Raw genomic sequence first — 25,361 nt, 5'->3', positions numbered from 1 at the left:
ATCACCCCGCCGGCGGATTCGGCGGCGTAAACATGGCTAGGTGACTGGGCGAGCCGTCGCCGATTGCGACACGTTCAAGCGCGGCAGTTGCGCACGGATGGCGACGGGAAGCCGGTCGAGAAGCCATGACCGCATCGGGATCCACTTTGTCGCTACCATCAAGAGGGCTCCGCCGACGAGTATGGCGCTGATCGACCATGTGATCAGGCCTGCCGCGCCCAATATCCTGCTGAGCGCGACAAAGACGAAGATCACGCTAGACATCAGGATTGATCGGCGGTCCATCGCAAGCGCGAGGATCAGGAAGGCGCCGGCCAATAGCAGCGTTGCGAAAGCAGCCCACAAACCTGGATGAGCAAGGTCTTGACTATACAAGCGTTCCCAACCCGCCGGCCGGTCGCCAGCGCCGATGATCATCCGAAACGACGCACTAGCAATTTCAAGCCCAGCGATAGCATGCAGCCAGAAACCAACCTGGGATCGAATGGTCTCGCGGCGAACATCAGACATGTCCCACCAGATCGCGAGGGCCAAGGTGGTTAAGCCCGCAACGAGCAGAACCCAGCTCACCATCCACGTCGGCGCGCTTGGCGCGATCATACGCAGGAGATGGACCACGACATTCAGGGCAGCGACGACCATAGCGGCGTAGGCGAGCGGCAGCCGGAATCGTCTCCAGAACAGCCAGCATGCGAAACTAGTGCCGACTGCCGTAATCAGGCCACGAAGCGGGGAGATGACAGCCGCGGTGGAAGCGGGACCGCTGGCTGCTTCCCAGCTTAGTCCAGGCAGAAACTGAGCGTTCGCGAAGAATGTGCCCGCGCTGCCGACCGCAAAGGACGCAAACAGCACGTGCGCTGTCAGCAAGAGCCTTTGTCTGCGAATCAGAAACTCGCTGAGCAACCATGCGACACCGGCGAGGATCGCGAATGAGGCGAGATCAATGATCGCCAGAAGGAACGCCATGCCGCCCGCCATCAGCAAAATAACGGCGACTGCAGTCATCACGTCCGCAAACCCGGCCACGAGCTGAAAGGACTCTTCGGTGGACAGGGGCACGCCGCGCCGTCGTGCCGTCAGGTTGCGCAATTTCTGGGCTGCCTCAACTGAGAGAATACCCGCGGCGACGCCCGCGTCGATGTCTTCGTCGTGATAGCTGGCGCTCATCCCGCTAAGATGACAAGACAATGATAACAAACGCTTAATTTAGGAATCGATCTTGGCTTTATTGGTGGACGCCGCGTGGGCGAGCGGGCGGGCGTTTACGCGCCGAAAGGCATCCTCGTGACGAATGCCATTGAACCCCCTATCTCACGACCATGCCCGCTGCCGATCGCTTCACGTCCGTCCGTAATCGCCGCGCGATCATCGATCGTCGCGGGGTGGCGGAACAGCTCGATGCGCTCGAAAGCCGGGATGTCGCCGATCTGCGTCGGCAGGCAACCGCAAGGCTGAAGGCGGCATTGCTCGCCGGCCGGGCCGAAATCGCGGCGCGGTTGCTCGCCAAACCGTCGCACGGCCACGAAATGGCTGCCTCTGGCGCGTTCCTGGTCGACCAGATCCTGCGGCTGTTGTGGGACTTCACCGTCAACCGGCTCTATCCCAACGCCAATCCGACCGCGGCCGAGCGCATGGTGCTGATCGCGGTCGGCGGCTACGGCCGGGGCGAGATGGCGCCCTATTCCGATGTCGACATCGGCTTCATCACGCCCTGGAAACAGACCGGGTGGAGCGAGCAGGTGATCGAATCGATCCTCTACGCGCTGTGGGACATGGGGCTGATCGTCGGGCATTCGTCGCGCTCGCTCGACGAGACCATCCGCCAGGCGCGCGGCGACGTGACGATCCGCACCGCGCTGCTGGAGGCGCGCTATGTCTGGGGCGACACCGCGCTCTATGACGAGGCCGCGTCGCGCTTCCGCGCCGAGGTCCAGTCGGATGTCCGCTCCTTCGTGGCGCAGAAGCTGGCCGAGCGCGACCAGCGGCATCAGAAGATGGGCGACAGCCGCTATGTCGTCGAACCCAACGTCAAGGAGGGCAAGGGCGGGCTACGCGACCTCCACACCCTGTACTGGATCGGCAAATACGCGCTCGGTGTGCGCACCGCAGCCGAACTGGTCGACGCCGGCCTGCTGACCGATCAGGAATATCGCCAGTTCCGCCAGGCCGCGAACTTTCTGTGGGCGGTGCGCGGCCATCTCCACGCCATTTCCGGGCGCGCGGAGGAGCGGCTGACCTTCGACGTCCAGCGCGAGATCGCGCATCGGATGCGCTTTTCCGATCGCCCCGGCAAGTCGCAGGTCGAACGCTTCATGCAGCTCTACTTCCTGCACGCCAAGCGCGTCGGCGACCTCACCGGGCTATTTCTCGCCCATTTCGACGAGAAGTTCGCCGCACCGCGCTTTTCGCGTTTCGGCCTGCCCAGCTTCCGGCGCAGCCCGCGCAGGCTGCGCGGCTTCAAGCTCGATCGCGGCCGGCTCGCCATCCCGAGCGACGATTTCTTCATGCGCGACCCCACGCGGCTGATCGAGATGTTCGCGCTCGCGGTCGAACATGGCGTCGAAATCCATCCGCTGGCGATGCGCGCGGCGTCGCGCGACGCCCGGTTGCTGATCGATCACCGCGACGATCCCCGCGCCAACGCGCTGTTCATGGAGGTGCTGACATCGCCGCGCGCACCTGACCAAGGGCTTCACGCGATGAACGAGGCCGGGGTGTTCGGCCGTTTCGTGCCTGATTTCGGCCGTGTCGTCGCGCAGATGCAGTTCGACATGTACCACCATTACACCGTCGATGAGCATACCATCCGCGCGATCGGGCTGCTCAGCCGGATCGAGCGCGGCGAACTTGCCGAGGACCATCCGCTTGCGACCGGGATCATCGGCCAGATCGTGTCGCGCCGGGCGCTGTATGTCGCGGTCCTGCTGCACGACATTGCCAAGGGGCGCGGCGGCGACCATTCGGTGCTCGGTGCGGAAGTCGCCGAGCGGCTGTGCCCGCGCTTCGGCATGACCCCTGCGGAGACCGAGACGGTCGCCTGGCTGGTCCGCCATCACCTGCTGATGTCGGCGACCGCGTTCAAGCGCGACCTGTCGGATTTCAAGACCGTCCTCGACTTCGCCGAGATGGTCCAGAGCCCGCAGCGGCTGATGATGCTGATGGTGCTGACCATCGTCGACATCCGCGCGGTTGGCCCCGGCGTGTGGAACGGGTGGAAGCGCCAGCTGCTCGCCACGCTTTACGAATCCGCAGAGGAAGTGCTCCGGCTCGGCCACAAGCAGCGCGGCCGCAGCGAACGGATCCTGGCCAAGCAGGAAACGCTGGCCCAGGCGCTCGGCTGGGACGCGGCGAAGCTCCAGACCTATGTCACGACGCTCCCCGAAGCCTATTGGATCGCCGAACCTCAGGACGTGCTCGAGCGCAATGCGCGGCTGCTGTCGCGCGACGGCACGGTCAGCCTGGCGATCGAGGCCCAGGTCTATCCCGACCGCGACGCGACGCTCGTCACGGTGCACGCCGCCGACCATCCCGGCCTGTTCTATCGCATCGCGGGCGCGATCCACGCGGCGGGCGGCAATATCATCGACGCGCGCATCCACACCACCCGCACCGGCATGGCGCTCGACAATTTCCTGGTCCAGAACCCGCTGAATGGCGGGCCGTTCGGCGATCCGGCGCAGCTCGACCGGCTGAAGACGGCGATTGCCGACTCGCTCGCCAATCGCGCCAAGCTGACCGAACGGCTGCGCGCGCGCCCGCTGGTGCGGATGCGCGCGGAAGCCTTCACGATCGAACCCAACGTGCTGATCGACAACAAGGCGTCGAACCGTTTCACCGTGATCGAGGTGAACGCCCGCGATCGTCCCGCGCTGCTCCACCATCTGGCGCAGGCGCTGTTCCAGTCGAAGGTCACGATTCATTCCGCGCACGTCGCAACCTATGGCGAGCGCGCGGTCGACACCTTCTATGTCACCGATCTGTTGCGCGACAAGATCACGAGCGCGAGCCGGCTCAAGGCGCTGGAACGCCGTCTGCTCGATGCGGCTTCGGGTGACATCGATCTGGCGCACGCCGCCTGAACCGCGTATCCTCGCCCGCGACGGGCAGCGGGGAGCGGATCGGATGGGGGTGCTTGGCATCGGCGGACTGTTCTTTCGCGCGCGCGATCCCGACGCGCTGAACAGCTGGTACCGCGAGCATCTGAACATTGGCGCCGGCTGCAACGCCGATGGCAGCGCGGGCGACGACTGGGCGTGGCAGACCGAAGGCGGGCCGGTGGTGTTCGCGCCGTTTAAGGCCGACACCGACTATTTCGCACCAGACAAGGCCTTCATGATCAACCTGCGGGTGCGCGACATCGACAGCCTGCTCGAGCAGCTTCATGCCGCCGGCATCGCCGTAGAAACGCGTGAGGAATGGGATCACCCCGATACCGGCCGCTTCGCCCGCATCCACGATCCCGAAGGCAACGCCATCGAACTCTGGGAGCCGCCCCAGCCATGACCGCCTTCTGGATCGCGATCGGTGCTGTCTTCATCGCGCTCGGCGCATCGGCCATTGCACGCATGGGCGCACAGGCCAAGACCAAAGCACGCAACGATCAGGCGGGCGGCAGCGACACCGGGTGGGTCGCAAGCGACACCAGCAGCAGCGATTGCGGATCGGGCGGCGACGGCGGTGGTGGCGGCTGCGACTGAACGAATGCGTGCGCCTATAGCGCGGGGCATGACAGCGACGATGAAACCGGAACCGCTCATCCTGGGTAAGGCGTGAGCGGGTTGGTGCAACCAAATGCCATTTCACTCTAGCCCCTCCCCTTCAGGGGAGGGGTTGGGATGGGGCTCTCGGCAAACGCCGTGTTACTTCGGCGAGAGCACCATCAGCATCTGGCGGCCTTCCATGCGCGGATAGGCTTCGACCTTGGCGTCCTCGGCACAGTCCTCCTGCACGCGCTGCAACAGCTTCATGCCCAGCTGGCCGTGCGACAATTCGCGACCGCGAAAGCGCAGCGTGACCTTGACCTTGTCGCCCTCGCCGATGAACTTGTGGATCGCCTTCATCTTCACGTCGTAATCGTGATCGTCGATGTTCGGACGCATCTTGATCTCCTTGATCTCCTGCGTCTTCTGCGACTTGCGGGCCTGGTTCGCCTTTTTCTGCGCCTCGTACTTGAACTTGCCGACGTCCAGGAACTTGGCGACCGGCGGGTCGGCATTGGGCGACACCTCGACCAGGTCGAGCCCGACGCTCTGCGCCTGCTCCATCGCCTCGCGCGTGTACATGACGCCCAGATTCTCGCCATTCTCGTCGATGACGCGGACCTTGGGCGACTGGATGAATTCGTTGAACCGGGGGCCGTTCATCGGGACCGGCGGCGCCATCGGGCGCCGTGACATGGGAGGACGTATAGGGTTATCTCCTGTTGACCGTTATCATGACAATATAGTGCGGAACGCGCCCAGCGCAAAGCGGGTGCGTTGCGATCAGGCGCGTGGCGCAATCAATCGAGCGTGTCCAGCCGGATCAACATGCCCGGCAACAGCAGCGGTGCGACGCTGTCGTGCGCTTCATATTCCTCGACATCGCCATAGACGCCGCCGTCGGGCGCGCGGTGGACCCGGATCGTCTGGCGCACCGCATCGACCACCCAATATTCGCGCACGCCGGCTTCCGCGTAGAGCCGTGACTTTACTTGCAGATCATAGGCAAGCGAGCTGTCCGCGACTTCAATGGTCAGAACGAGATCCGGGCCGCGCATGTGCTGCGTCATGGCGCCGCTCGGCAGCACCACCAGATCAGGTTCGACCAGCCGCGTTTCCGATAGTGTGATCGACGGCGCGGGATACACGGCGAATTGATCCGGCAGGTTCCGCGCCAGGAAACGCGTCAGGCGGGCTTCCATGATCGAATGCCAACTGGCTTTCGCCGCTGCCATCGGCACAATCTCCCCGTCGATCAGTTCAAATCGCTCGCCTTCGCGAAACATCCCCGACTCGGTCAGCGCATACACGTCGGCGACGGTCAGCCGCGCGGGGATCAGGCCCTTTTTGACGTTCTGAAAGACGGTCATGCCGCAAACCTAGCACAGATCGGGCGGCGTCGCTTCCCCCTTGAGCATCGCGACCAGATCGTCGAGCGGCATCACCTTCTGCCCCTCGCCGCCCAGCACGCGCAGCGCCACCGTGCGCTCTTCCGCCTCGCGCTTGCCGACCACGACCAGGTTGGGGACCTTGGCCAGCGAATGCTCGCGCACCTTGTAGTTGATCTTCTCGTTGCGAAGATCGGCTTCGGCGCGGATGCCGGCGGCTTTCAGCGCTGCTTCGACTTCGCGGGCGTAATCGTCCGCGTCGGACACGATCGTCGCCACCACTGCCTGAACCGGGGCAAGCCATGCCGGCAGCTTGCCCGCAAAATGCTCGATCAGGATGCCGATGAAGCGTTCATAGCTGCCAAAGATCGCGCGGTGGAGCATCACCGGGCGGTGGCGCTCGCCATCCTCGCCGACATAGCTGGCGTCGAGCCGCTCGGGCAGCACCCGGTCGGACTGGATCGTGCCGACCTGCCACGTCCGCCCGATCGCGTCGGTCAGGTGCCATTCGAGCTTGGGCGCATAGAACGCGCCTTCGCCCGGCAGCTCCTCCCAGCCATATTGCTCGGTGGCAAGACCAGCGCGCACGACAGCATCGCGCAGTTCCGCCTCGGCCTTGTCCCACATTTCGTCGGACCCGAACCTTTTGTCGGGCCGCAACGCCAGCTTGATCGAATAGGTGAAGCCGAAATCGCGGTAGATGCGGTCGGCCAGCTGGCAGAAGGCCTGCACCTCCGCGACGATCTGGTCCTCGCGGCAAAAGATATGCGCGTCGTCCTGTGTGAACTGGCGCACGCGCATCAGCCCATGCAGCGCGCCGTGCGGCTCGTTGCGGTGGCAGCAGCCATTCTCGTACAGCCGCAGCGGCAAATCACGGTACGACTTGATGCCCTGCCGGAAAATCAGGACATGCGCCGGGCAATTCATCGGCTTCAGCGCCATCCACTCGGCATCGTTCGACACGATCGGCCCGTCATCGTCGACATTGGGCACTTCGTCGGGGATGACGAACATGTTCTCGCGATACTTGCCCCAGTGGCCCGACTGTTCCCACTGGCGCGCGTCCATCACCTGCGGCGTCTTGACCTCGCGATAGCCGGCCGCGTCGATCGCGCGGCGCATATAGGCCTCCAGCTCGCGCCAGATCAGATAACCCTTGGGGTGCCAGAACACGCTGCCATGCGCTTCTTGTTGCAAATGGAACAGGTCCATTTCCTGCCCCAGCTTGCGGTGGTCGCGCTTGGCGGCTTCCTCCAGCCGGGTCAGGTGCTGGTCGAGCTGCTTCTTGTTGAGCCAGCCGGTGCCGTAGATGCGCGACAGCTGCGCGTTCTTCTGGTCGCCGCGCCAATAGGCGCCCGACACACGCATCAGCTTGAACGCTTGGCTGTCGAGCTTGCCCGTGCTGGCCAGATGCGGGCCGCGGCACATGTCGAGCCACTTGCCGGCGCGATAGACGGTCAGCTCCTCGTCCTCGGGCAATTCCGCCGCCCATTCGGCCTTGAACGTCTCGCCCTGTTCGCGCCACAGCGCGATCAGCTCGTCGCGCTGCCACACCTCGCGCACCAGCGCCTCGTCGCGCGCGATGATCGCGCGCATCTCGGCCTCGATCGCCGGCAGGTCGTCCTCGGTAAACGGCCGATCCTTGGGCGCGAAGTCGTAATAGAACCCATCGTCGGTCGAGGGGCCGAACGTGATCTGCGTGCCCGGAAACAGGTTCTGCACTGCTTCCGCCAGCACATGCGCATAGTCGTGGCGCACCAGTTCGAGCGCATCCGCCTCATCGCGCGCGGTCACCAGCGCCAGCGCCGCATCGCCCTCGAACGGCCGGCCGATGTCGCGCAGCTCGCCATCGACCCGCGCCGCCAGCGCCGCCTTGGCCAGCCCCGGCCCGATCGCGGCGGCGATGTCCGCGGGGGTAGTCCCCGGCGCGACCTGGCGGGCGGAACCGTCGGGCAGCGTGATCGTGAACATCTCGGACATGGGGTGCTCTTTGCTCAATGGAAAAGAAAAATAGGTGTTCCCGCTCATCCTGAGTAGGGACTGAGCCTGGCGAAGGCCCGTATCGAAGGACGCGCATGCGCTCTGTGTCCTTCGATACGCCACTTCGCCTGCGCTCAGCGGCTACTCAGGATGCGCGGGTGGGTCAACTGATGGTCCGTGCCATGGGTAGAACCGGCCAGCCTACCCCTTCGACGTCCGCTTGGGTGGCGCGACCCAGTCCGCCTCGCCCTTCAACGCCGCGACGATCTCGCCCAGCCGCTTCGACCGGGTCGGCGCGGTCTTCGCCTGGATCAACCGGTGGGTCTGGCCGCGCCGGAAACCGGGCGACAGCGCGCCCCACGCCGCCCGCAACGCCGCGTCGGCGTCCAGCACCGCCTCCAGCTCGGCCACGCGGTCGACACTCTCCTGCGGCTCGACCCGAAAGCGCACCGTGGTCACGTCGCCGATGCCAAGGCCCGTTGCCTTCAGCAACGGCTTCGACAGCATCGCATACCAACGCCCGCGCACCGGCTGCCACGCGGCGGCGATCTCGTGATCGCCCACCTCGCCCGAAAAGCGCAGGCGCGGATTGCCGGCAAAGGGCAGCGTGGCGGCAATCTCATCGGGCAGGAAGATGACGGTGTAGCGCATCGTGCCCAGCCAGTGCTCGACCACCTCGCCTTCAAATTCATGGGGATAGATCGACATCGCGAAGGCGCGCTCACACCAGCCCGAACGGCACCACCCGGTTGCTGGCGGCATGCCCGATTTCCGCGCGCCCGAGATACGGCACGCCCAGGTCGCCGCACCAGCGCGTGATCATCGCCTCCAGCGCCTCGCCCCAGGGCGGATCGTTCGCCTGGACGTCGTTGACCGTCCCCAGCCGCACGCCCGCCAGCCCTTTCAGCTGGGTGGCGTTGGCCATCTGGAACAGCATGCGATCGATGCGATACAGCGGCTCGCCGACTTCCTCGACCATCAGCACATGGTCGGCCAGGTCGGGCAGCCATTGCGTGCCGATCAACGCCGCCAGGATCGACAGGTTGAACGCCGCGACCGGCCGGTCGGCGACCGACGGTTCCAGCGCCGCGCGGTCGCGCCTGACCAGCCAGCCCAGCGCGCGCGCCGCGCACGCGCCCTGATCGTCACGATTGATGTCGGCGGTCATCGGGCCGTGGACCGGCTGTCCGATGCGCCGGGCATAGAGCGCCGCGAGCAGGAACCCCATGTCCGAATAGCCCAGATAGGTCTTGTGCCGCGCGGCGGCGGACAATTGCGGCATCACGCTGGCGAGGATGCGGTTGGAGCCATAGCCGCCGCGCGCGAACCAGATCGCGTCGAACCCGCTGTCATTGGCGAATTCCAGGAACGCGGCCGCGCGCGTGCCGTCCGCGCCCGCGAAATGCCCGTCGGAGGCAAAGCATTGCGGGTGGAAATCGATTCCGACGTCCGGGTGGATCAGCGCGCCCAGCGCCTTGACGCGCGAGGCGACGACTTCCTCGATCGGGCGCGCCGGGGCGACTACGCCGATCCGCACGCTTCGTCCCGCATCTTCGCTGCTCCCTTGCCCCGTCCGGTGAAAGCGGGGATAGCGCGGGCGGATGGACAACCGCAAATCATGTTTTCTGGTCGGCATCGGCGGCAGCGGCATGATGCCGCTCGCGATGATCCTGGCGGCGCGCGGCATGACGGTGGCGGGATCGGACCGCGCGCTCGACCAGGGCCGCGTGCCCGCCAAGTTCGACGCGCTGCGCACGCTCGGCATCGCGCTCCACCCCCAGGACGGCAGCGGGGTTACCTCGCCCGATCAGCTCGTCATCGCCTCGGCCGCGGTTGAGGACGACGTGCCCGACATGGTCGCAGCCGGGCGGATCGGCGCGCGGGTGATGCGCCGCCCCGAACTGCTGGCGCAATTATTCAACGACGCCGCGCTACCGATCGGGATCGCGGGCACCAGCGGCAAATCGACCGTGACAGGCATGATCGGCTGGATCCTGCACAGCGTTGGCGCCGACCCGACGGTGATGAACGGCGCGGTGATGAAGAATTTCGCCGATCCGCGCGCGCCTTTCGCCAGCGCCTTGGTCGGGCACGGCCCCGCCTTCGTCAGCGAAGTCGACGAAAGCGACGGATCGATCGCGCACTACACGCCGCAAATCGCGGTGCTCAACAATCTGAGCCTCGACCATAAATCGGTCGACGAGCTGCGCGCGCTGTTCGGCGGCTTCGTCGCGCGCGCGACCCAGGCGATCGTCAACCTCGACAATGCGGAGGCCGCCGCGCTGTCGACCCGCGTGCCGCTCGACCGGCTGACCACCACCGGCATCAATCGACCTGCCGATGTCGCGGCGAGCAATCTCGCCCCCGAACCCTTCGCGATCGCCTTCGATCTGGGCCTGCGCGGCAAGCACCTCCGTCGCGTCCGGCTGGCCGTCCCCGGCGCGCACAATGTCGCCAATGCGCTGACCGCGATTGCCGCCGCGATCGCGGCAGGCGTCGCACCGGACGCCGCTGCGCAAGCGATCGAAGGCTTTGCCGGCCTGAAACGCCGCTTCGAGCTGGTCGGCGAGGCAAACGGCGTCGCGGTCATCGACGATTTCGGCCACAACCCGGACAAGATCGCCGCGACGCTGGCCACGCTCCACGCCTTTCCCGGCCGCTTGCTACTGATGTTCCAGCCGCACGGCTATGGCCCGCTCAAGGTGATGCGTGCTGAACTTGCCCAGATGTTCACCGCCGAGCTGCGTGCCGACGACCGGCTTGTCCTGCCCGATCCGGTCTATCAGGGCGGCACCGTCAGCCGCGAGGTGACCAGCGCCGATCTGGTCGCCGACATCGCCCGCGCCGGCCGCGACGCCCGCCATGTCGCCGACCGCGACGCCGCCGCCGCCCTGCTCGTCGACCTCGCCCGGCCCGGCGACCGGATTGTCATCATGGGCGCGCGCGACGATACACTGAGCCTGCTCGCCGCGCGGATGGTCGATCAACTCGCCGCGCGCGCCGCATCCGACCCGGAGAACCGCCGATGATCCGCCGCCTGTTCCTCGACCATCCCGACAGCGTCGGCGAAAGCTATGCCGAACATTTCGGCGTCGCCGCCGGCTTTGGCCTGACGATGATCGCGGGCGGCCTCGCCTGCCTGGTCCACGCGGTCGTCCCCGCCGTGTTCCAGCGCACCGGCAGCCAGACCATCGCCACCCTCAACGCCCGCCTGGTCGCCAAACGCGAGGCCAAGCGCGCCGCACAGACCGAGATGAAGACGGTCGATTACGTGATTTGAGGCGGCCGGCGCGGGTTAGACCGCGTATGGAAAGCTCCCTTGACATGGAAAGGACGCTTGTCGTAAAGCGTCCTTGTCATCTGGAGCCTTGCCATGTTTTCGCCTGCCGAGACTCAGCGCCGCTACATGCGTCGCTTCATGCCCAGCATGACCGCCTATGTCGTGCTGCTGATCGGCAGCAATTTCGTGATCGACCGCTTCCAGCCGCAGGGTGTGGCGCTGCTCGCGCTCGCCGCCCTGCCCGCGCTGGCGATCGTCGCGGTGATCTGGGCGATGGCGATGTGGGTGGTCGAGCAATCCGACGAGTTCATCCGGATGCGCATGGTCCAGGCCATGCTGTTCGCCACCGCGCTGCTGTTGGCGGTGATGACGGTGTGGGCGTTCGTCGAGGACACCGGCATGGTGCCCGTCCGCCCGCGCCATCTCGCATTTCCCTTATGGTGCGTCGGCCTGGTCATCGGCCAGACGGTGCCCTGGCTGCGGGACCGCACCGGACGGCCTGAGTGAACAACCATCTGCGCACGCTGCGCGCCGAGCGTGGCTGGAGCCAGCAGGAACTGGCCGACCGGCTCCAGGTCTCGCGCCAGAGCGTCAATGCGATCGAGACAGGGCGTTACGATCCGTCGCTGCCGCTCGCCTTCCGCATCGCCGACATTTTCGAACTCTCGATCGAACAGATCTTCATCAATCCCGCCAAGGAGCCACTGCCGTGATCAAGCCGCTATGCGCCGCCGCCATGCTGTTCGCATTTCCCGCCGCGGCGTTTGCCGAGCCGGTGCCGCCACAGACGGCCGCCACCTCCGCCGCCGAATTGCGCATGGATCACATCTCGATCGTCTCGGTCGGCAGCGGCAGCCCGGTGATCCTTGTCCCCGGCCTCGCCAGCCCGCGTGAAGTCTGGGACGGGATCGTACCCGACCTCGCCAAGCGGCACCGGGTGTTGCTTGTCCAGGTCAACGGCTTTGGCGGCGACGATCCCGGCAAGAACCTCTCGCCCGGCGTGATCGACGGCGTGGTCCGCGACATCGTCGCTTATGCCAAGCGCGAGAAGCTGGAAAAGCCAGCGATCATCGGCCACTCGCTGGGCGGCGTTGTCGCGATGATGGTCGGCGCGCGCCATCCAGGCGTGGCCGGCCGGATCATGGTCGTCGACAGCCTGCCCTTTTTCGGTGCGCTGATGATGCCTGGCGCGACCGCGGAAACCATCCGCCCCGCCGCCGAACAGATGCGCGCCGGCACGCTTGCCGCCGCCAACGCCGCCGCGGCCGCCGCGCCGGTGACCAGCGACCCCGGCGGCATCTGGTCCAACAACGCCGCAGGCCGCATTCAGGTCGCCAATTGGGGCCGAAAGGCCGATCCCCGCGTCGTCGCCCAGGCATTGTATGAGGATGTCGTGACCGACCTGCGACCCGAACTGGGCAAGGTCACCGCCCGCCCCTTCACCATCCTCTACGCGACCGGCGCGGGACCGATGGCGAAGGTGCTGTGGGAGCGTGAATATGCCGGGTCGCCGGCCACGCTGGTGCCGATCGACGACAGCTATCACTTCATCATGCTCGACCAGCCCGAACGCTTCCGGGCAGCAGTGGATGATTTCCTGAAGCCCTGAGCCGCGCGCTCGGCTAAGGCTGGCGCCATGACTGCACCCGTCGATCCCCCGCGCCTCGCCTATCGCCACACCCCCGGTGCCGGGCCGACGATCCTGTTCCTGCCCGGCTATGCCTCCGACATGAGCGGGTCGAAGGCGCTGGCGATCGAGGCCTGGGCGCAGGCGACGGGCCGCGCCTTCCTGCGCTTCGACTATGCCGGCTGCGGCGAGAGCGAAGGCGCGTTCGAGGATCAGACGCTGGCCGGCTGGCGCGACGATGCGCTGATGATGGTCGACCGGGTGCTGAGCGGGCCGGTGGTGCTGGTCGGATCGTCGATGGGCGGCTGGATCATGCTGTTGGTCGCGCGTGACCGGCCCGATCGCGTCGCCGGGCTGGTTGGCATCGCCGCCGCGCCCGACTTCACCGACTGGGGCTTCACTGCGGATGAGAAGATGCGCATCCTGGCCGAAGGGCGGATCGCGCGCCCGACGCCCTACTCCGATCAGCCGATGGTGACGACGCGCGCCTTCTGGACCTCGGGCGAGGCCAATCGGATCGCGTTCGGCACCGTGCCGATCGACGCGCCCGTCCGCCTGATCCACGGCCAGCGCGACGATGATGTGCCCTGGACGCGCAGCGTCGACCTGGCCGCAAAGCTGCGTTCAGCCGATGTGCAGACGTGGCTGGTCAAGGATGGCGACCACCGATTGTCGCGCCCGCAGGACATCGACCTGATCCTGCGCGCGATCGAACATGTGAGCCGCCCCCGATGACCGCCCTGTTCCTGCTCCTCCTGCTCCAGTCCGCGCCGGCCGGGCCGCAGCTTCAGGCCGAATATGACCGCTGCATCGATCAAGCGGTCGACGATCCGCTGGCCGGCGTCGCAACCGCGACGAGCTGGTCGCTGGCGGGCGGCGGCTATCTGGCGCGCCAGTGCCTCGGCCTTGCTTATGCCGCGCAGCAGCGCTGGGCGGCGGCGGGCGAGGCATTCGAGGAAGCGGCCCGCGCCGCCGAGCGCGTCCGCGAACCGCGCACCGCCAATTACTGGGCACAGGCGGGCAATGCCTGGCTCGCCGCCGGCAACGTCGCCCGGGCGCGCGGTGCACTCGACGCGGCGCTGGCGGCGGGGACGCTGACCGGGCAGGCGCTGGGCGAGGCGCATCTGGACCGTGCGCGCATCCTGGCGGCGGCGGGCGACGCGACCGGCGCGCGCGGCGATCTCGATCTGGCGCTGCGCCATGCCCCGGCCGACCCGCTCGCCTGGCTGCTTTCGGCCACACTGGCACGGCGGGGCGGCGACCTGAACCGCGCCGCGACCGATATCGCCGAAGCGATGCAGCGCGCGCCCGACGACGCATCGGTCCAGCTCGAAGCCGGCAATATCGCGGCGCTGCGCGGCGATCAGTCGGGGGCGATCGCCGCGTGGCAATCCGCAGCGCGCCTGGGCGGGGACGGCGCGGTCGCCACCGCCGCGCGCGCCGCGCTCGCCCAGTTCAACTGAGCGCGCGTCCCCCTACCCTTCGAGCTTGCGCAGCAGGATCTTGACCGCGCCGTCGATCTCATTGTCGCGGCCGCGCAGTTCCTCGATCCGGCGGACCGCGTGGATCACGGTCGAATGGTCGCGATTGCCGAACTTGCGCCCGATCTCGGGCAGCGACCGGGTGGTCAGCCGCTTGGCAAGATACATCGCGATCTGGCGCGGGCGCGCGATCGCCACCGCGCGCCGCGCGGAAATCAGGTCGAGCTGCTTGACGTCGAAATGCGTCGACACCGCGCGCTGGATCTCGTCGATCGTGATGCGCCGCTGCGCGCCCTTCAGCACCTCGCCCAGCGTCGCCAGCGCGAAATCCATCGTCACCGGCTCGTTGATGAGCTGGGCATAGGCGACCAACCGGTTGAGCGCGCCTTCCAGCTCGCGCACGCTGTTGACCAGCCGCTCGGCGAGCAGGTCGAGCACCTCCTGCGGCACCTGCGCGCCGGGCATGTCGGCCAGCTTGCGGCGCAGGATCGCGTGGCGCAGCGCCAGCTCGGGCGGCTTGATGTCGGCGACCAGGCCCGACCCCAGCCGGCTGAGCAACCGCGGCTCGACGCCGTCCAGATTCTGCGGGCTGCGGTCGGCGGCGACCACCAGTCGTTTGCCCGCCGCCATATATTCGTTGACGGTGTGGAAGAATTCTTCCTGCGTCGCGTCCTTGCCCGCGATGAACTGCAGGTCGTCGATCATCAGCAGGTCGGCCGACCGCAGCCGCGACTTGAACGCAAAGGTATCGCGCGCGCGCATCGCCTGGACGAATTCGAACATGAAGCGTTCGGCGGGCATGTAGATCGCGGTCGCGTCGGGGTTCGCCGCCAGAAAGGCGTGGCCGATCGCGTGCATCAGGTGCGTCTTGCCCTGCCCCGTCGCGCTGTGGAGATAGAGCGGGCTGAAGCGCGGACGCCCCGGTTCGGCCAGCGCCTGTGCCGCGTTGAACGCAACGCGGTTCGACGCGTCGGTGACATAGCGGTCGAAGGTGAAGCGCGGATCGAACGGCGCGCGCTCGGCACTTTGCGCACGAACATCGTCGCCGACCAGCGCCTCGACGACGGCACGCGGCGTGTCGGTTCCGCCCGACGGCGCGGCGAGCGGCACGACCGCTACGGCGGCGCGCGGTTCGTCGTCGACCGAGAGGATGCGTGTCGCCGGCGCCGTCACCGTGTCGATCGTGACCGAACGCACCCCGGGGAGCGCGGCGCGGAACTCGTGAAGGATGCGATCCGCATAATGGTTGCGGACCCAGTTGGTCATGAACGCCGACGGCAGGCCCAGCCGAACATGATCCGCATCGCCGCCGACCAGCACGGCGGGCTTCAGCCATTGATCGAACAGGCGCGCGCCGGCCTGGGCACGCAGGTTGCGGCGCACCTGCGCCCACGCTTCCGCCGGCGACGCCGCGGGCCGCGTATCGTCCGGTTCAGTCTTCACCGTATTGCGGTATCCCGTCACGCGAACGCACCTCTCCCTCGACCGAAGCGCAGGGCTCCGCCCGTCGATTATTTATTGGTCAACAACCCCCCACAGCCGGAATCACGATCCGCCTGTTTTCACAAAACTAACGCAATCTGGTCACCAGAGTCGGTGGCCGGAGAGGTTGTTTAGAGGTGGTTTTGCGAGTCGAGCAAGAGCCGCGAATGTCAAGAAAGTGAAATAATCCGGTTGACATCGGATAGCCGGGACTTGCAGCGAGATAAAAAGTTTAACTGCTTTATTTCAGTGACTTAGCGCCCACCAAGCCAGCAAATCACGCACGACTCGCGGTTTCACGCGCAATTCACAAATCGACGGCGATTCCCGTCGGGCGCGGCTGCACCGGACGCAAGAAAGCGCCCCGCCGGACTCTCCGGCAGGGCGCTGTCTTTCAAAAACCTGTGGCGGTTCAGGCGAGCGCGGTCACGCGCTTGGTCAGCCGCGAAAACTTGCGCGACGCGGTGTTGCGGTGGAGCACGCCCTTCGCGACCCCGCGCGCGAGCTCGGGCTGGACCGCCGCGAGCGCCGCAGTGGCGGCGGCCTTGTCCCCGGTCGCCAGGGCCAGCTCGACCTTCTTCACATAGGTACGGATGCGGCTGACGCGCGCCCCGTTGATTTCCGTGCGCCGTTCGTTGCGCCGGATACGCTTTTTCGCCTGCGGCGTATTCGCCATGCCGTCCTCGAAGTCCTGATCTGATGGGCAAGAAGCGCAGGGTTATCCCGTGCTCCGGAAACCGGGGCCCTTAACGACTTCCCCCCGCGCGGTCAACCGACCGCGCCCGGTTACCGCTGACAGCGCGTGCACCAGAAGGTCGATCGCCCCGAATCGACGCGGCGCGCGACCGCCGCGCCGCACGAACAGGCCTCACCCTCGCGCCCATAGACCCGCCACTGTTTGGAAAAATAGCCGAGCTCGCCATCGGGGCGCGCGTAATCGCGCAGCGATGATCCGCCGGCCTCGATCGCGGCGTTGAGGACATCGCGGATCGCCGCGACCAGCCGAACATGGGCCGCGCGCGACAGCGTCCCGGCGCCGCGAATCGGCGAAATCCGGGCCAGATGCAGTGCCTCGCAAACATAGATGTTGCCCAGTCCCGCCACGACACGCTGATCGAGCAGCATCGCCTTGATCGGCGCGATGCGGCCGTTCAACGTGGCGCGCAAATGGTCGGCATCGAAGGCCGGGCCCAGCGGTTCGGGACCCAGCCCCGCCAGTCCCGGCAGCGTGTCGACGCGCGCGGTCTCGATCAGGTCGAGCGAGCCGAACCGGCGCGGATCGTTGAGCGCCAGACGGCGGCCGGCATCGGTGTCGACGACCAGATGGTCGTGCGCCAGATGCTCGGACGGGTCGAGTCGCCACCGCCCGGACATACCCAGATGAAAGACCAGCGTGTCGCCGCGATCGGTGTCGATCAGGCCATATTTGGCGCGGCGCCGGATCGCGATCACCTCCGCGCCGGTCAGCCGCTGGCCCAGATCCGCCGGAATCGGCCGGCGCAGGTCGGGGCGGTGCGCGACGATACGGGCGATCCGCCGCCCCTCCAGCACCGGACGCAAGCCGCGGACGGTCGTTTCGACTTCGGGAAGCTCTGGCATGTCCGATCCGACCTAGGCGGCGTTTGCCCCCGGCTCAACCCTTGGCTACAGCACGCCGCAGCCCCGCAGCCTATCGAGTGACACCGCGCATATGCCCGACACCGTTTCCTTCGGCTATCAAGACGTCACCCCCGAGGAAAAGACCGCGCGCGTCGGCGAGGTGTTCGCCAATGTCGCGCGCCGGTATGACGTGATGAACGATGCGATGTCGGCGGGGATGCACCGGATCTGGAAGGACCAGTTCGTCCGCCGGCTGAAGCCGCGCGCGGGCGAACAGGTGCTCGACATGGCGGGCGGCACCGGCGACATCGCGTTTCGCATCGCCGCATCCGGCGCATCGGTGACGGTTGCCGACATCAACCCGGCGATGCTGGAAGTCGGCATGCAGCGCGCGGCCGAACGCGGGCTCGACGGGCTGGTGTGGACCGAAGCCAATGCCGAGGTCCTCGATTTCCCCGACCGCTTCTTCGACGCCTATACGATCGCGTTCGGCATCCGCAACGTGACCGACATCCCCGCCGCGCTGCGCGAGGCGCATCGCGTGCTGCGCCGCGGCGGGCGGTTTTTCTGCCTGGAATTCTCGACGGTCGAATGGCCCGGCTTCGCCGATGTCTACGACGCCTATTCGCACCATCTCGTGCCCCGGCTGGGCAAATGGATCGCGCGTGACGAGGACAGCTATCGCTACCTCGTCGAATCGATTCGGCGCTTTCCCGACATGGCGCGGTTCGAAGCGATGATCGGCGAGGCCGGGTTCGTGCGCACCCGGGTCGAACCGATCATGGGCGGGCTGGTCGCGATCCACAGCGGCTGGAAGATCTGATGCCCCGACATCTGCGATCGGTCGCGGCGTGACGGCGCCCGCGACGCATCTGTGGCGGCTGGTCAAATGGGGCCGCATCCTCGCACGCCATGGCGCGCTGCGCGGCATCGCACGCAATCCCAACACGCCGGCACCGGTCCGCCGGCTGATTCAGGTCGTCAGCTTCGGCGCGCGCATCCCGGCGACGCCGCGCTATGCCGACGCGTTTCAGGCAATCGGCCCGGCCGCGATCAAGCTGGGCCAGACGCTGGCCACCCGTCCCGACCTGATCGGCGAGGAAGCCGCACACGACCTGCTTCGGCTGCAGGATGCGCTGCCGCCTCTGCCCTGGCCGGTGATTGCGGACGCGATGATGCGCAGCTTCGGCAAGCCGCTCGACGCGCTGTTCAGCGAGATCGATCCGGTGCCGATCGGTGCCGCCTCGATCGCTCAGGTCCACCGCGCGGTCACGACCGAGGGTCGCCGCGTCGCGGTCAAGGTGCTGCGCCCCGGTGTCGAGCGCCAGTTTGCCGACGCGATCCAGACCTATGAATGGGCCGCCGCCCAGGTCGAGGCGATGGGCGGCGAAGCCGGCCGGCTGCGCCCGCGCCTGGTGATCGAGACCTTCAAGCGCTGGACGATCCGCGAGCTCGACCTGCGGCGCGAGGCGGCGTCGGCGTCGGAGCTGGCCGAGGGGATGAAGGCGGAGCCCGATTTCATGGTCCCCGCCATCGACTGGCAACGCACCACCGGCAGCGTGCTGACGCTCGAGTGGATCGACGGGATCAAACTGTCCAGCCGCGATGCGCTGATCGCCGCCGGGCACGATCTGCCCCGCCTGTCACAAAGGCTGGTCAAGGCATTCCTGCGCCAGGCAATCGCCGAGGGGTTCTTCCACGGCGACATGCACCAGGGCAATTTGTTCGCGCTGGCCGACGGGCGGATCGCCGCCATTGATTTCGGCATCATGGGGCGGATCGACCGGCGCGCGCGGGTGTGGCTGGCCGAAATCCTCTATGGCCTCATCACCGGCAACTATGCGCGCGTGGCCGAGATTCATTTCGAGGCCGGCTATGTGCCGCCGCACCATAATGTCGACGAATTTGCGACCGCGCTGCGTGCGGTCGGCGAACCGATGCGCGGGCTGGCGGTCAAGGACATGTCGGTCGGCATGATGCTCGACAGCCTGTTCAACATCACCCGCGAATTCGATATGCAGGTCCAGCCGCACCTGTTGCTGTTGCAAAAGACGATGGTGATGGTCGAAGGGGTCGCGACCTCGCTCGACCCCGATGTCAATCTGTGGGAAACCGCCGCGCCGTTCGTGCGCGAATGGATCCGCACCGAACTGGGCCCCGAAGCCGCGATCGCCGACCGCCTGGTGACCGACCTGCGCACGCTTGCCCGCCTGCCCGAGCTGATCCGCAACATCGAGCATCGCTTTCCCGCCCCTGGCGGCGCGCCGCCCGCCCCGCCGCTGCGCGAGATTGAGGTCGTCCGCGTCGGCGGCGGCTGGCGCTATGTCGTGGTCGCGCTGCTCGCGGGGGCGGCCGGCGTCGCCGCGACGCTGGTCCTGCTGGGCTGATGGCATCGGCGGCCCCGCGCCGCGCCGCGCTCTGGCTGGGCGTGCCGGGGCGCTATGCGCATATCGGACGCCGGCCAGCGCTGGGCATCGTCCTGGCGGTGATGCTGTGCTGCCTGCTGCTCGCCGGTGTGTCGCCCCCGGAAAACGTCGGCGCGGCCGGCGCGCGCGACGCGATCGAGCTCAACCAGTCGATCACCGACGCGATGCGCGGCGGCGAGAGCTATTATCCGGTGACCGCGCGGCGGCTGCGCGAGGCCGGGCTGCCGCTGCGGCCGTTCACCGCCTTTCACCTTCCGACGCTCAACGTCCTCCACGCGGCCGTGCCGGCCGATCTGGTTCGGATGGCCTATTGGCTGGTCGCGGGGCTTGCCGGTTTCGCCTGGGCGTACCGGCTCCAGGCCGCGTTCCGCGCGCGCCTTGGCTTGTTCACTGCGATGGCGCTGCTGGCCAGCGGGCTGACGCTGTTCACGATCAGTGATCTGCATCTGTGGCCCGAAGCCTGGGCGGGGACCCTGATCGCCTTGTCGATGGCGCGCTGGCGGCCCGGCCGCGCGGTCGAGGCGGCGGGCTATGCGACGATGGCGTTGATGATCCGCGAACTGGCCGCGCTCTACCCGATCGTGATGGCGCTGGCCGCGCTCCATGACCGTGACCGGCGCGAGGCGCTGGTGTGGGGCGCGACGCTGCTCTTGCTCGCCGCCGTGCTGGGCGTTCACGCAGCGGCGGTCGCCGACGTCACCGGGCCGGTCGACCCGCTGCGCGGCGACTGGCTTCCGCTGACGGGCGCGGCGGCGGCATTCGACGCGTTCGTGCAGGCCAGCCCGCTGCGGCTCGCGCCCGCCGCGATCGGCTTCCCGCTGCTGCTGCTCGTCACGATCGGCTGGAGCGAATGGCAGGATCCGCTGGGCGTGCGGGTCGCGGCGCTGGCTGGGCTGCTGCTGATCGTGATTGCGCTGTTCGCCCCGGCGAGCGCGGTGCACTGGGCGGCGATCGCAACCCCGGTGCTGCTGGTTGGCGGCGCGTTCCTGCCCGACCTGATCCGCGACCTTGCCCGCGCGATACTCGACATGCGGCGCGTGCGGGTGCACAGGGTCACGCGATGAAGCGCATCCTGCTGATCGTCGGGGGTGGCATCGCGGCCTACAAGGCATGCGAGCTCATCCGCCTGCTCCGCCGCGCCGGGCATGACGTCACCTGTGTCGTGACCCGGGCCGGCCAGCAGTTCGTCACGCCGATGACGCTCGCCGCACTGTCCGAGAACCCGGTCTATACCGACCTGTGGGATCTCAAGGACGAGGCGGAGATGGGCCATATCCAGCTCAGCCGCCAGGCCGACCTGGTCGTCGTCGCCCCTGCGACCGCCGACCTGATCGCGCGCATGGCGGGGGGCCATGCCGACGATCTCGCCACCACGCTGCTGCTCGCCACCGACAAGCCGGTGCTGATCGCGCCGGCGATGAACGTGCGGATGTGGCTGCATCCGGCAACCCGGCGAAACGTCGCGCAGCTGGTGGCGGACGGGGTGCAGGTCCTCGACCCCGACGAGGGCGCGATGGCGTGCGGCGAGTACGGCCCCGGGCGCCTGCCCGAGCCGCAGGCGATCGCCGATGCCATCGAAACGAAGCTTGCCGGCGGCGCGGGCGGGCGGCTGGCCGGGCGGCATGTGGTGGTCACCGCCGGCCCGACGCACGAGCCGATCGATCCGGTACGCTACATCGCCAATCGTTCGTCGGGCAAGCAGGGGTTCGCGATTGCCGGCGCGCTCGCGGCACTGGGCGCACGCGTCACGCTGGTCGCCGGCCCGGTCGCGCTGTCCGCGCCGCCCGGCGTCGACCGGATCGACGTGACGACCGCGCGCGAGATGCGCGACGCGGTGATCGCGGCGCTGCCCGCCGACGCGGCCGTGATGGTCGCCGCGGTCGCGGACTGGCACGTCGCCGACGCCGCCGGCCTCAAGATCAAGAAGGGCGCGCAGCCGCCGACGCTTGCGCTCGTCCCCAATCCCGACATTCTGGCCGAACTCGGCGCGAGCAGCGCGCGGCCGGGGCTGCTGATCGGCTTTGCCGCCGAAACCCATGGCGTGCTCGACCATGCCGCCGAGAAGCGCGTGCGCAAGAATGCCGACTGGATTGTCGCCAACGACGTGTCGGGTGACGTGATGGGCGGCGCGCGTAACGCCGTCCACCTGATTTCCGCCGACGGCGTCGACTCCTGGCCCGACCTGTCGAAGGAGGAGGTCGCCGCGCGGCTGGCGGCACGGATCGCCGATGCGCTTTGACATCCGCCGCGCAGGCGCGTTGCTGGCGCTGATGCTGCTTGCCGGGTGCATGACCGCCCCGGCAGCGCGGCCGGTGACCGATGCGCCGCCGACGCTGTTGCTGACCGAACGCTTCGGCCCCGCGCGCGGCACCGGCAAGGCGCTGTTCATCCTGGTCAGCGCGCGTCCCGGAGCCGAAACGCGGATTGCCGAGCGCGCGCTGGCGCAGGCGCTTGTCGCGCGCGTGCCGGGAAGCCGCGCCATACTGGTCCTGCGCGCGGGCCATCAGGCTGCATCCGATCGCGCCTCGCCGGGCGACGCAGGCCGTGGCAATGGCGACGACCTGACCGCCGACCGCCTTGCCCTGCTGGCCGCGACGATCCGCGATGTCGAACAGCGCCACCCCGACATGCGGCCGATCGTGATCGGCATCGGCACCGGCGCGGCCGCGGTCGCCAATCTGGCCGGCACCCGGCCTCAACTGGTCGGCGCGATGGTGCTGGCGGCATGCCCGTGCGCGCTGCCCGAATGGCGCGCGCTCCGGGCGAAGGCGGACCCCGCCGGCGGCTGGACCCAGCCCGTGGCCAGCCTCGACCCGCTGCAGACCGCTGGCGGCGTCGCGCCGGGGCTCCGTGCGGTGCTGATCGTCGGCAGCGATGATCGCGAAACCCCGCCGTCGCTGCTGCGCGCCTATGCCGAGGCGCTGGCCCTGCGCGGCATCGACACCGATTTCCGCATCCTGCCCGGCAAGGGCCACGATCTGGCGGGCGACCCCGCGCTGATCGACGCCGCCGTGCAGCTCGCCACCGGACAGGAACCGCCACGATGACCCCGCCCGCCCCGATCCGGATCGCCGTCCAGCGGCTCGCGCATGGCGCCGGCCTGCCGATGCCCGTCTATGCGACGTCGGGCGCCGCCGGGATGGATGTCGTCGCCGCCGAAAGCCTGACGCTCGCCCCCGGCGCGCGCCACGCGGTGGCGACCGGTTTCGCCTTCGCCATCCCGGAGGGCTATGAGGTCCAGGTGCGCCCGCGCTCGGGGCTGGCGCTCAAGCACGGCATTACCTGCCTCAACACCCCCGGCACGATCGACAGCGATTATCGCGGCGAGGTGAAGGTGATCCTCGCCAATCTGGGCGATGCGCCGTTCGAGGTGGTGCGCGGCGAGCGGATCGCCCAGCTCGTCCCCGCCCCCGTGCAGCGCGCCATCCTGGACGAAGTCGCCACGCTGGACGAAACCGCCCGCGGCAGCGGCGGTTTCGGCTCCACGGGCAGATGACGATCGTCACCTCGGCGGGTCCCCTGCTCGCACTCATGCTTGCGATGCAGGGCGGCCAGGGCGATAGGCCCGCCGGGCGCATCCAGTGGGATGCGCTGCCCCAGCTCGACTTTCGCGTGCCGCTGACCATCGCGCCCGAAATGACCGCCTATGTCGCCGGGGAAAGCCGGTCGGGTCGATGCCCGCCACCCGCGATCGAAGGCGGGCGCAGCGTGGTGCGCGCCGATGTCGCGGTGCTGGTTCAGGACGGCATGGTCCGCGCCACCATCCCGCACGCGATCGACTGCGTGACGGTCGAGCAATATGCCGCGGGGATCGTCGTCAGCTATGCCCGCAACAACCTGACCCAGCGCATGGCGCGCACGACCGGCTGGTATCGCGCGACGCTCGTCTTCGAATGGTAGCGGCGATGGCGGCACCCTCACCCGGCCCCGAGCTCGCCGATGCCGAACTTGATCGCTATGCCCGTCACCTCATCCTTCGCGAAATCGGCGGCATCGGGCAACGGCGCATCCGCGGCGCGACGGTGCTGGTGGTCGGCGTCGGCGGCATCGGCACCCCGGCGATCCAGTATCTCGCAGCCGCGGGGATCGGACGGCTGCGTATCGTCGACGACGACCGCGTCGACCGGTCCAACCTGCAGCGCCAGATCCTGTTCGGCGACGCAGCGGTCGGCGCGCGCAAGGTCGATGCCGCCGCCGCCGCGATCGCGCGGCTCAACCCCGGCGTGGCGGTCGACGCACACGCGATCCGGGCGGACGCGGCCACCCTGCCCGCGCTGCTCGACGGCGTCGACGCGGTCGTCGACGGTAGCGACAATTTCGCCACCCGGCTGGCGGCCGCCGACGCCGCCCACGCCGCGCGCGTGCCGCTGGTCAGCGCGGCAATCGGCGGGTTCGAGGGGCAGGTCGCGCTCTATCGCGGCTGGGAAACGGGCCGCCCCTGCTATCGCTGCGTCGTCGGCGACGATCCCGCGCGCGCGGACACCAGTTGCGCGGATCAGGGCGTGCTGGGCGCCACGGCGGGCGTCGTCGGCACGCTCGCCGCGGTCGAGGCGTTGCGCGCGATCCACCCCTTCGGGGAGGACAGCGTGGGCAAGCTGCTGCTCGTCGACCTGCTCGGCTGGCGCTTCCGCACGCTTAGTGTGCCTGCGGATCCGGCATGTCCGACGTGCGCGGGCTGACCGTTATCGTCGCGGGCGCCGACCCGGCGCGCGCGCATGCCGCGATCACGCTGGCGAGCGCGGCGGCGGCGCTGGGCGGCCGGACCTGCCTCTACCTGCACGACGCGGCGGTAAAGGTGCTCGCCGATCCCGCGCTGCGCGAACTCCGCATCGCCGCGCACGAACTGGGCGTCCGGACGATCGCGTGCCAGTCCGGGCTGGCGGCGGCGGGCATCGACCTTCGCGGCGTCGTGCCGCCGGCTGAAGCGGGCGGCATGGTCGGGCTGCTTGCAACGCTGGGCGACGACCGGCTCGTCTTCGCCTGAACGCGTGCTATTTCGCCCGGGTGTAGGGCGTGAAGCTGTCGAAGCGGCAATCCCCCGACGGGATGCCTACGCCCCGGTCGACCGTGCGGAAACGGTCGTTGCGACACAGCTGCGATCCGAACCGGTCGATCACCAGGATGACGTCGGGGCGCAGGCCGGGACAAGCGCCCACCGGCCCGGTGCGCCACAGCCGCGCGCCGTCGCGATAGATGATCGTGTCGTCACCATAAATGGTGCCCCCCGACGACGCGGTCGGAAAGATGCAGTTGACCGGTTCCCCCGCGACCCGACCCGCGAGCAGGCGCGCCAGCCGCGCCTTGTCGCGGGTGTAGCGCGCCTCGGGCGCGGCTTCGGTGCATGCGCCCGCCGTCAACGCGGCGAGCGGGATCAGCATCATCAACGGGCGCATCGGCA

At 68.1% G+C, this 25,361-nt stretch carries 29 protein-coding genes; 19 read left to right on the top strand and 10 right to left on the bottom strand.

Features of this window, described 5'->3' with window-relative positions; translation table 11 throughout:
* Positions 1–36: 36 nt before the first annotated feature.
* The gene (locus GO308_RS02175; RefSeq protein WP_240883674.1) at positions 37–1,167 is read right to left on the bottom strand and encodes a hypothetical protein; all 1,131 of its coding nucleotides are present in this window, start codon (positions 1,165–1,167) and stop codon (positions 37–39) included.
* A 152-nt stretch (positions 1,168–1,319) separates the two neighbouring features.
* On the opposite strand from GO308_RS02175, the gene GO308_RS02170 reads away from it, so the two are divergent.
* From GO308_RS02170 to GO308_RS02160, 3 genes are read left to right on the top strand one after another with little or no spacing between them, the layout of a single operon-like run.
* Positions 1,320–4,079: a [protein-PII] uridylyltransferase gene (locus tag GO308_RS02170; RefSeq protein WP_240883673.1), complete on the top strand. Its 2,760-nt coding sequence runs from the start codon at positions 1,320–1,322 to the stop codon at positions 4,077–4,079.
* Positions 4,080–4,122: 43 nt separating this feature from the next.
* Positions 4,123–4,503, top strand: a complete 381-nt coding sequence (locus tag GO308_RS02165) for a VOC family protein (protein WP_240883672.1) — start codon at positions 4,123–4,125, stop codon at positions 4,501–4,503.
* A complete protein-coding gene (locus tag GO308_RS02160; RefSeq protein ID WP_066481935.1) occupies positions 4,500–4,697 on the top strand; it encodes a hypothetical protein in 198 nt (65 codons plus the stop codon). Before GO308_RS02165 ends, GO308_RS02160 begins: the two co-directional genes overlap by 4 nt.
* A gap of 162 nt (positions 4,698–4,859) precedes the next feature.
* Here the strand turns inward: GO308_RS02160 and infC are convergent, their stop codons facing one another.
* The 5 genes from infC to GO308_RS02135 all read right to left on the bottom strand — a co-directional run bounded on the left by infC (position 4,860) and on the right by GO308_RS02135 (position 9,605).
* Complete coding sequence (infC, locus tag GO308_RS02155) at positions 4,860–5,396, bottom strand: translation initiation factor IF-3 (RefSeq protein ID WP_066481932.1); 537 nt, start codon at positions 5,394–5,396, stop codon at positions 4,860–4,862.
* Positions 5,397–5,500: 104 nt separating this feature from the next.
* Positions 5,501–6,070, bottom strand: coding sequence for a Uma2 family endonuclease (locus GO308_RS02150; RefSeq protein ID WP_066481930.1), 570 nt, complete (start codon positions 6,068–6,070; stop codon positions 5,501–5,503).
* A gap of 9 nt (positions 6,071–6,079) precedes the next feature.
* Complete coding sequence (thrS, locus tag GO308_RS02145) at positions 6,080–8,068, bottom strand: threonine--tRNA ligase (protein ID WP_066481929.1); 1,989 nt, start codon at positions 8,066–8,068, stop codon at positions 6,080–6,082.
* Between the two features lie 201 nt (positions 8,069–8,269).
* A complete protein-coding gene (locus GO308_RS02140; RefSeq protein WP_240883671.1) occupies positions 8,270–8,776 on the bottom strand; it encodes a YdeI/OmpD-associated family protein in 507 nt (168 codons plus the stop codon).
* A gap of 13 nt (positions 8,777–8,789) precedes the next feature.
* Complete coding sequence (locus tag GO308_RS02135) at positions 8,790–9,605, bottom strand: LD-carboxypeptidase (protein WP_240883670.1); 816 nt, start codon at positions 9,603–9,605, stop codon at positions 8,790–8,792.
* Between the two features lie 64 nt (positions 9,606–9,669).
* Between GO308_RS02135 and GO308_RS02130 the strand changes: the two genes are divergently transcribed.
* The 7 genes from GO308_RS02130 (at position 9,670) to GO308_RS02100 (ending at position 14,438) form a co-directional block, all read left to right on the top strand.
* Entirely contained in the window at positions 9,670–11,097 is a 1,428-nt protein-coding gene (locus GO308_RS02130) for a Mur ligase family protein (RefSeq protein ID WP_240883669.1), read from the top strand.
* Positions 11,094–11,348: a DUF6356 family protein gene (locus GO308_RS02125; RefSeq protein WP_066481919.1), complete on the top strand. Its 255-nt coding sequence runs from the start codon at positions 11,094–11,096 to the stop codon at positions 11,346–11,348. Before GO308_RS02130 ends, GO308_RS02125 begins: the two co-directional genes overlap by 4 nt.
* A 93-nt stretch (positions 11,349–11,441) precedes the next feature.
* Positions 11,442–11,855 carry a hypothetical protein gene (locus GO308_RS02120; protein WP_240883668.1) on the top strand — a complete coding sequence of 138 codons (414 nt, stop codon included), beginning with the start codon at positions 11,442–11,444 and terminating at the stop codon, positions 11,853–11,855.
* Entirely contained in the window at positions 11,852–12,061 is a 210-nt protein-coding gene (locus GO308_RS02115; protein WP_066481914.1) for a helix-turn-helix transcriptional regulator, read from the top strand. The genes GO308_RS02120 and GO308_RS02115 overlap by 4 nt, the downstream gene beginning before the upstream one ends.
* Positions 12,058–12,957, top strand: a complete 900-nt coding sequence (locus GO308_RS02110; protein WP_231726100.1) for an alpha/beta hydrolase — start codon at positions 12,058–12,060, stop codon at positions 12,955–12,957. The genes GO308_RS02115 and GO308_RS02110 overlap by 4 nt, the downstream gene beginning before the upstream one ends.
* 27 nt (positions 12,958–12,984) lie before the next feature.
* Positions 12,985–13,710, top strand: a complete 726-nt coding sequence (locus GO308_RS02105) for an alpha/beta hydrolase (RefSeq protein ID WP_240883667.1) — start codon at positions 12,985–12,987, stop codon at positions 13,708–13,710.
* On the top strand, positions 13,707–14,438 hold the full coding sequence (locus tag GO308_RS02100; protein ID WP_066481909.1) for a hypothetical protein: 732 nt from the start codon (positions 13,707–13,709) through the stop codon (positions 14,436–14,438). Before GO308_RS02105 ends, GO308_RS02100 begins: the two co-directional genes overlap by 4 nt.
* A gap of 12 nt (positions 14,439–14,450) precedes the next feature.
* On the opposite strand, the gene dnaA is transcribed toward GO308_RS02100, so the two are convergent.
* The 3 genes from dnaA to mutM all read right to left on the bottom strand — a co-directional run bounded on the left by dnaA (position 14,451) and on the right by mutM (position 17,537).
* A complete protein-coding gene (gene dnaA, locus GO308_RS02095) occupies positions 14,451–15,899 on the bottom strand; it encodes a chromosomal replication initiator protein DnaA (RefSeq protein ID WP_240883666.1) in 1,449 nt (482 codons plus the stop codon).
* Between the two features lie 451 nt (positions 15,900–16,350).
* Complete coding sequence (rpsT, locus tag GO308_RS02090; protein WP_066481908.1) at positions 16,351–16,614, bottom strand: 30S ribosomal protein S20; 264 nt, start codon at positions 16,612–16,614, stop codon at positions 16,351–16,353.
* A 110-nt stretch (positions 16,615–16,724) separates the two neighbouring features.
* Positions 16,725–17,537, bottom strand: coding sequence for a bifunctional DNA-formamidopyrimidine glycosylase/DNA-(apurinic or apyrimidinic site) lyase (gene mutM, locus GO308_RS02085; protein WP_240883665.1), 813 nt, complete (start codon positions 17,535–17,537; stop codon positions 16,725–16,727).
* A gap of 91 nt (positions 17,538–17,628) precedes the next feature.
* Between mutM and GO308_RS02080 the strand changes: the two genes are divergently transcribed.
* Genes GO308_RS02080 through GO308_RS02040 form a run of 9 tightly spaced genes read left to right on the top strand, consistent with a single transcriptional unit; the run spans position 17,629 to position 24,947 of the window.
* Entirely contained in the window at positions 17,629–18,360 is a 732-nt protein-coding gene (locus GO308_RS02080) for a class I SAM-dependent methyltransferase (RefSeq protein ID WP_240883664.1), read from the top strand.
* Positions 18,361–18,388: 28 nt separating this feature from the next.
* Positions 18,389–19,924, top strand: a complete 1,536-nt coding sequence (ubiB, locus tag GO308_RS02075) for a 2-polyprenylphenol 6-hydroxylase (RefSeq protein ID WP_240883663.1) — start codon at positions 18,389–18,391, stop codon at positions 19,922–19,924.
* Positions 19,924–21,027 carry a hypothetical protein gene (locus tag GO308_RS02070; protein WP_240883662.1) on the top strand — a complete coding sequence of 368 codons (1,104 nt, stop codon included), beginning with the start codon at positions 19,924–19,926 and terminating at the stop codon, positions 21,025–21,027. Before ubiB ends, GO308_RS02070 begins: the two co-directional genes overlap by 1 nt.
* Positions 21,024–22,202 (top strand): bifunctional phosphopantothenoylcysteine decarboxylase/phosphopantothenate--cysteine ligase CoaBC, encoded by a 1,179-nt coding sequence (gene coaBC, locus GO308_RS02065; protein WP_240883661.1) that lies wholly within the window; start codon positions 21,024–21,026, stop codon positions 22,200–22,202. Before GO308_RS02070 ends, coaBC begins: the two co-directional genes overlap by 4 nt.
* Positions 22,192–23,010, top strand: coding sequence for a hypothetical protein (locus tag GO308_RS02060; RefSeq protein ID WP_240883660.1), 819 nt, complete (start codon positions 22,192–22,194; stop codon positions 23,008–23,010). The genes coaBC and GO308_RS02060 overlap by 11 nt, the downstream gene beginning before the upstream one ends.
* Positions 23,007–23,459, top strand: a complete 453-nt coding sequence (dut, locus tag GO308_RS02055) for a dUTP diphosphatase (protein WP_240883659.1) — start codon at positions 23,007–23,009, stop codon at positions 23,457–23,459. The genes GO308_RS02060 and dut overlap by 4 nt, the downstream gene beginning before the upstream one ends.
* Positions 23,456–23,863, top strand: coding sequence for a hypothetical protein (locus GO308_RS02050; protein WP_240883658.1), 408 nt, complete (start codon positions 23,456–23,458; stop codon positions 23,861–23,863). Before dut ends, GO308_RS02050 begins: the two co-directional genes overlap by 4 nt.
* Positions 23,864–23,868: 5 nt before the next feature.
* Positions 23,869–24,642: a HesA/MoeB/ThiF family protein gene (locus tag GO308_RS02045; RefSeq protein WP_240883657.1), complete on the top strand. Its 774-nt coding sequence runs from the start codon at positions 23,869–23,871 to the stop codon at positions 24,640–24,642.
* Positions 24,621–24,947, top strand: a complete 327-nt coding sequence (locus GO308_RS02040; protein ID WP_240883656.1) for a DsrE family protein — start codon at positions 24,621–24,623, stop codon at positions 24,945–24,947. The genes GO308_RS02045 and GO308_RS02040 overlap by 22 nt, the downstream gene beginning before the upstream one ends.
* Positions 24,948–24,954: 7 nt before the next feature.
* On the opposite strand, the gene GO308_RS02035 is transcribed toward GO308_RS02040, so the two are convergent.
* Complete coding sequence (locus tag GO308_RS02035) at positions 24,955–25,356, bottom strand: hypothetical protein (RefSeq protein WP_231726508.1); 402 nt, start codon at positions 25,354–25,356, stop codon at positions 24,955–24,957.
* Positions 25,357–25,361: the final 5 nt, after the last annotated feature.

The sequence above is a fragment of the Sphingomonas sp. SFZ2018-12 genome (genome assembly GCF_022496715.1).
In the GTDB taxonomy this organism is placed as follows: domain Bacteria; phylum Pseudomonadota; class Alphaproteobacteria; order Sphingomonadales; family Sphingomonadaceae; genus Sphingomonas.
This window is presented reverse-complemented; position numbering and strand designations above follow the sequence as displayed.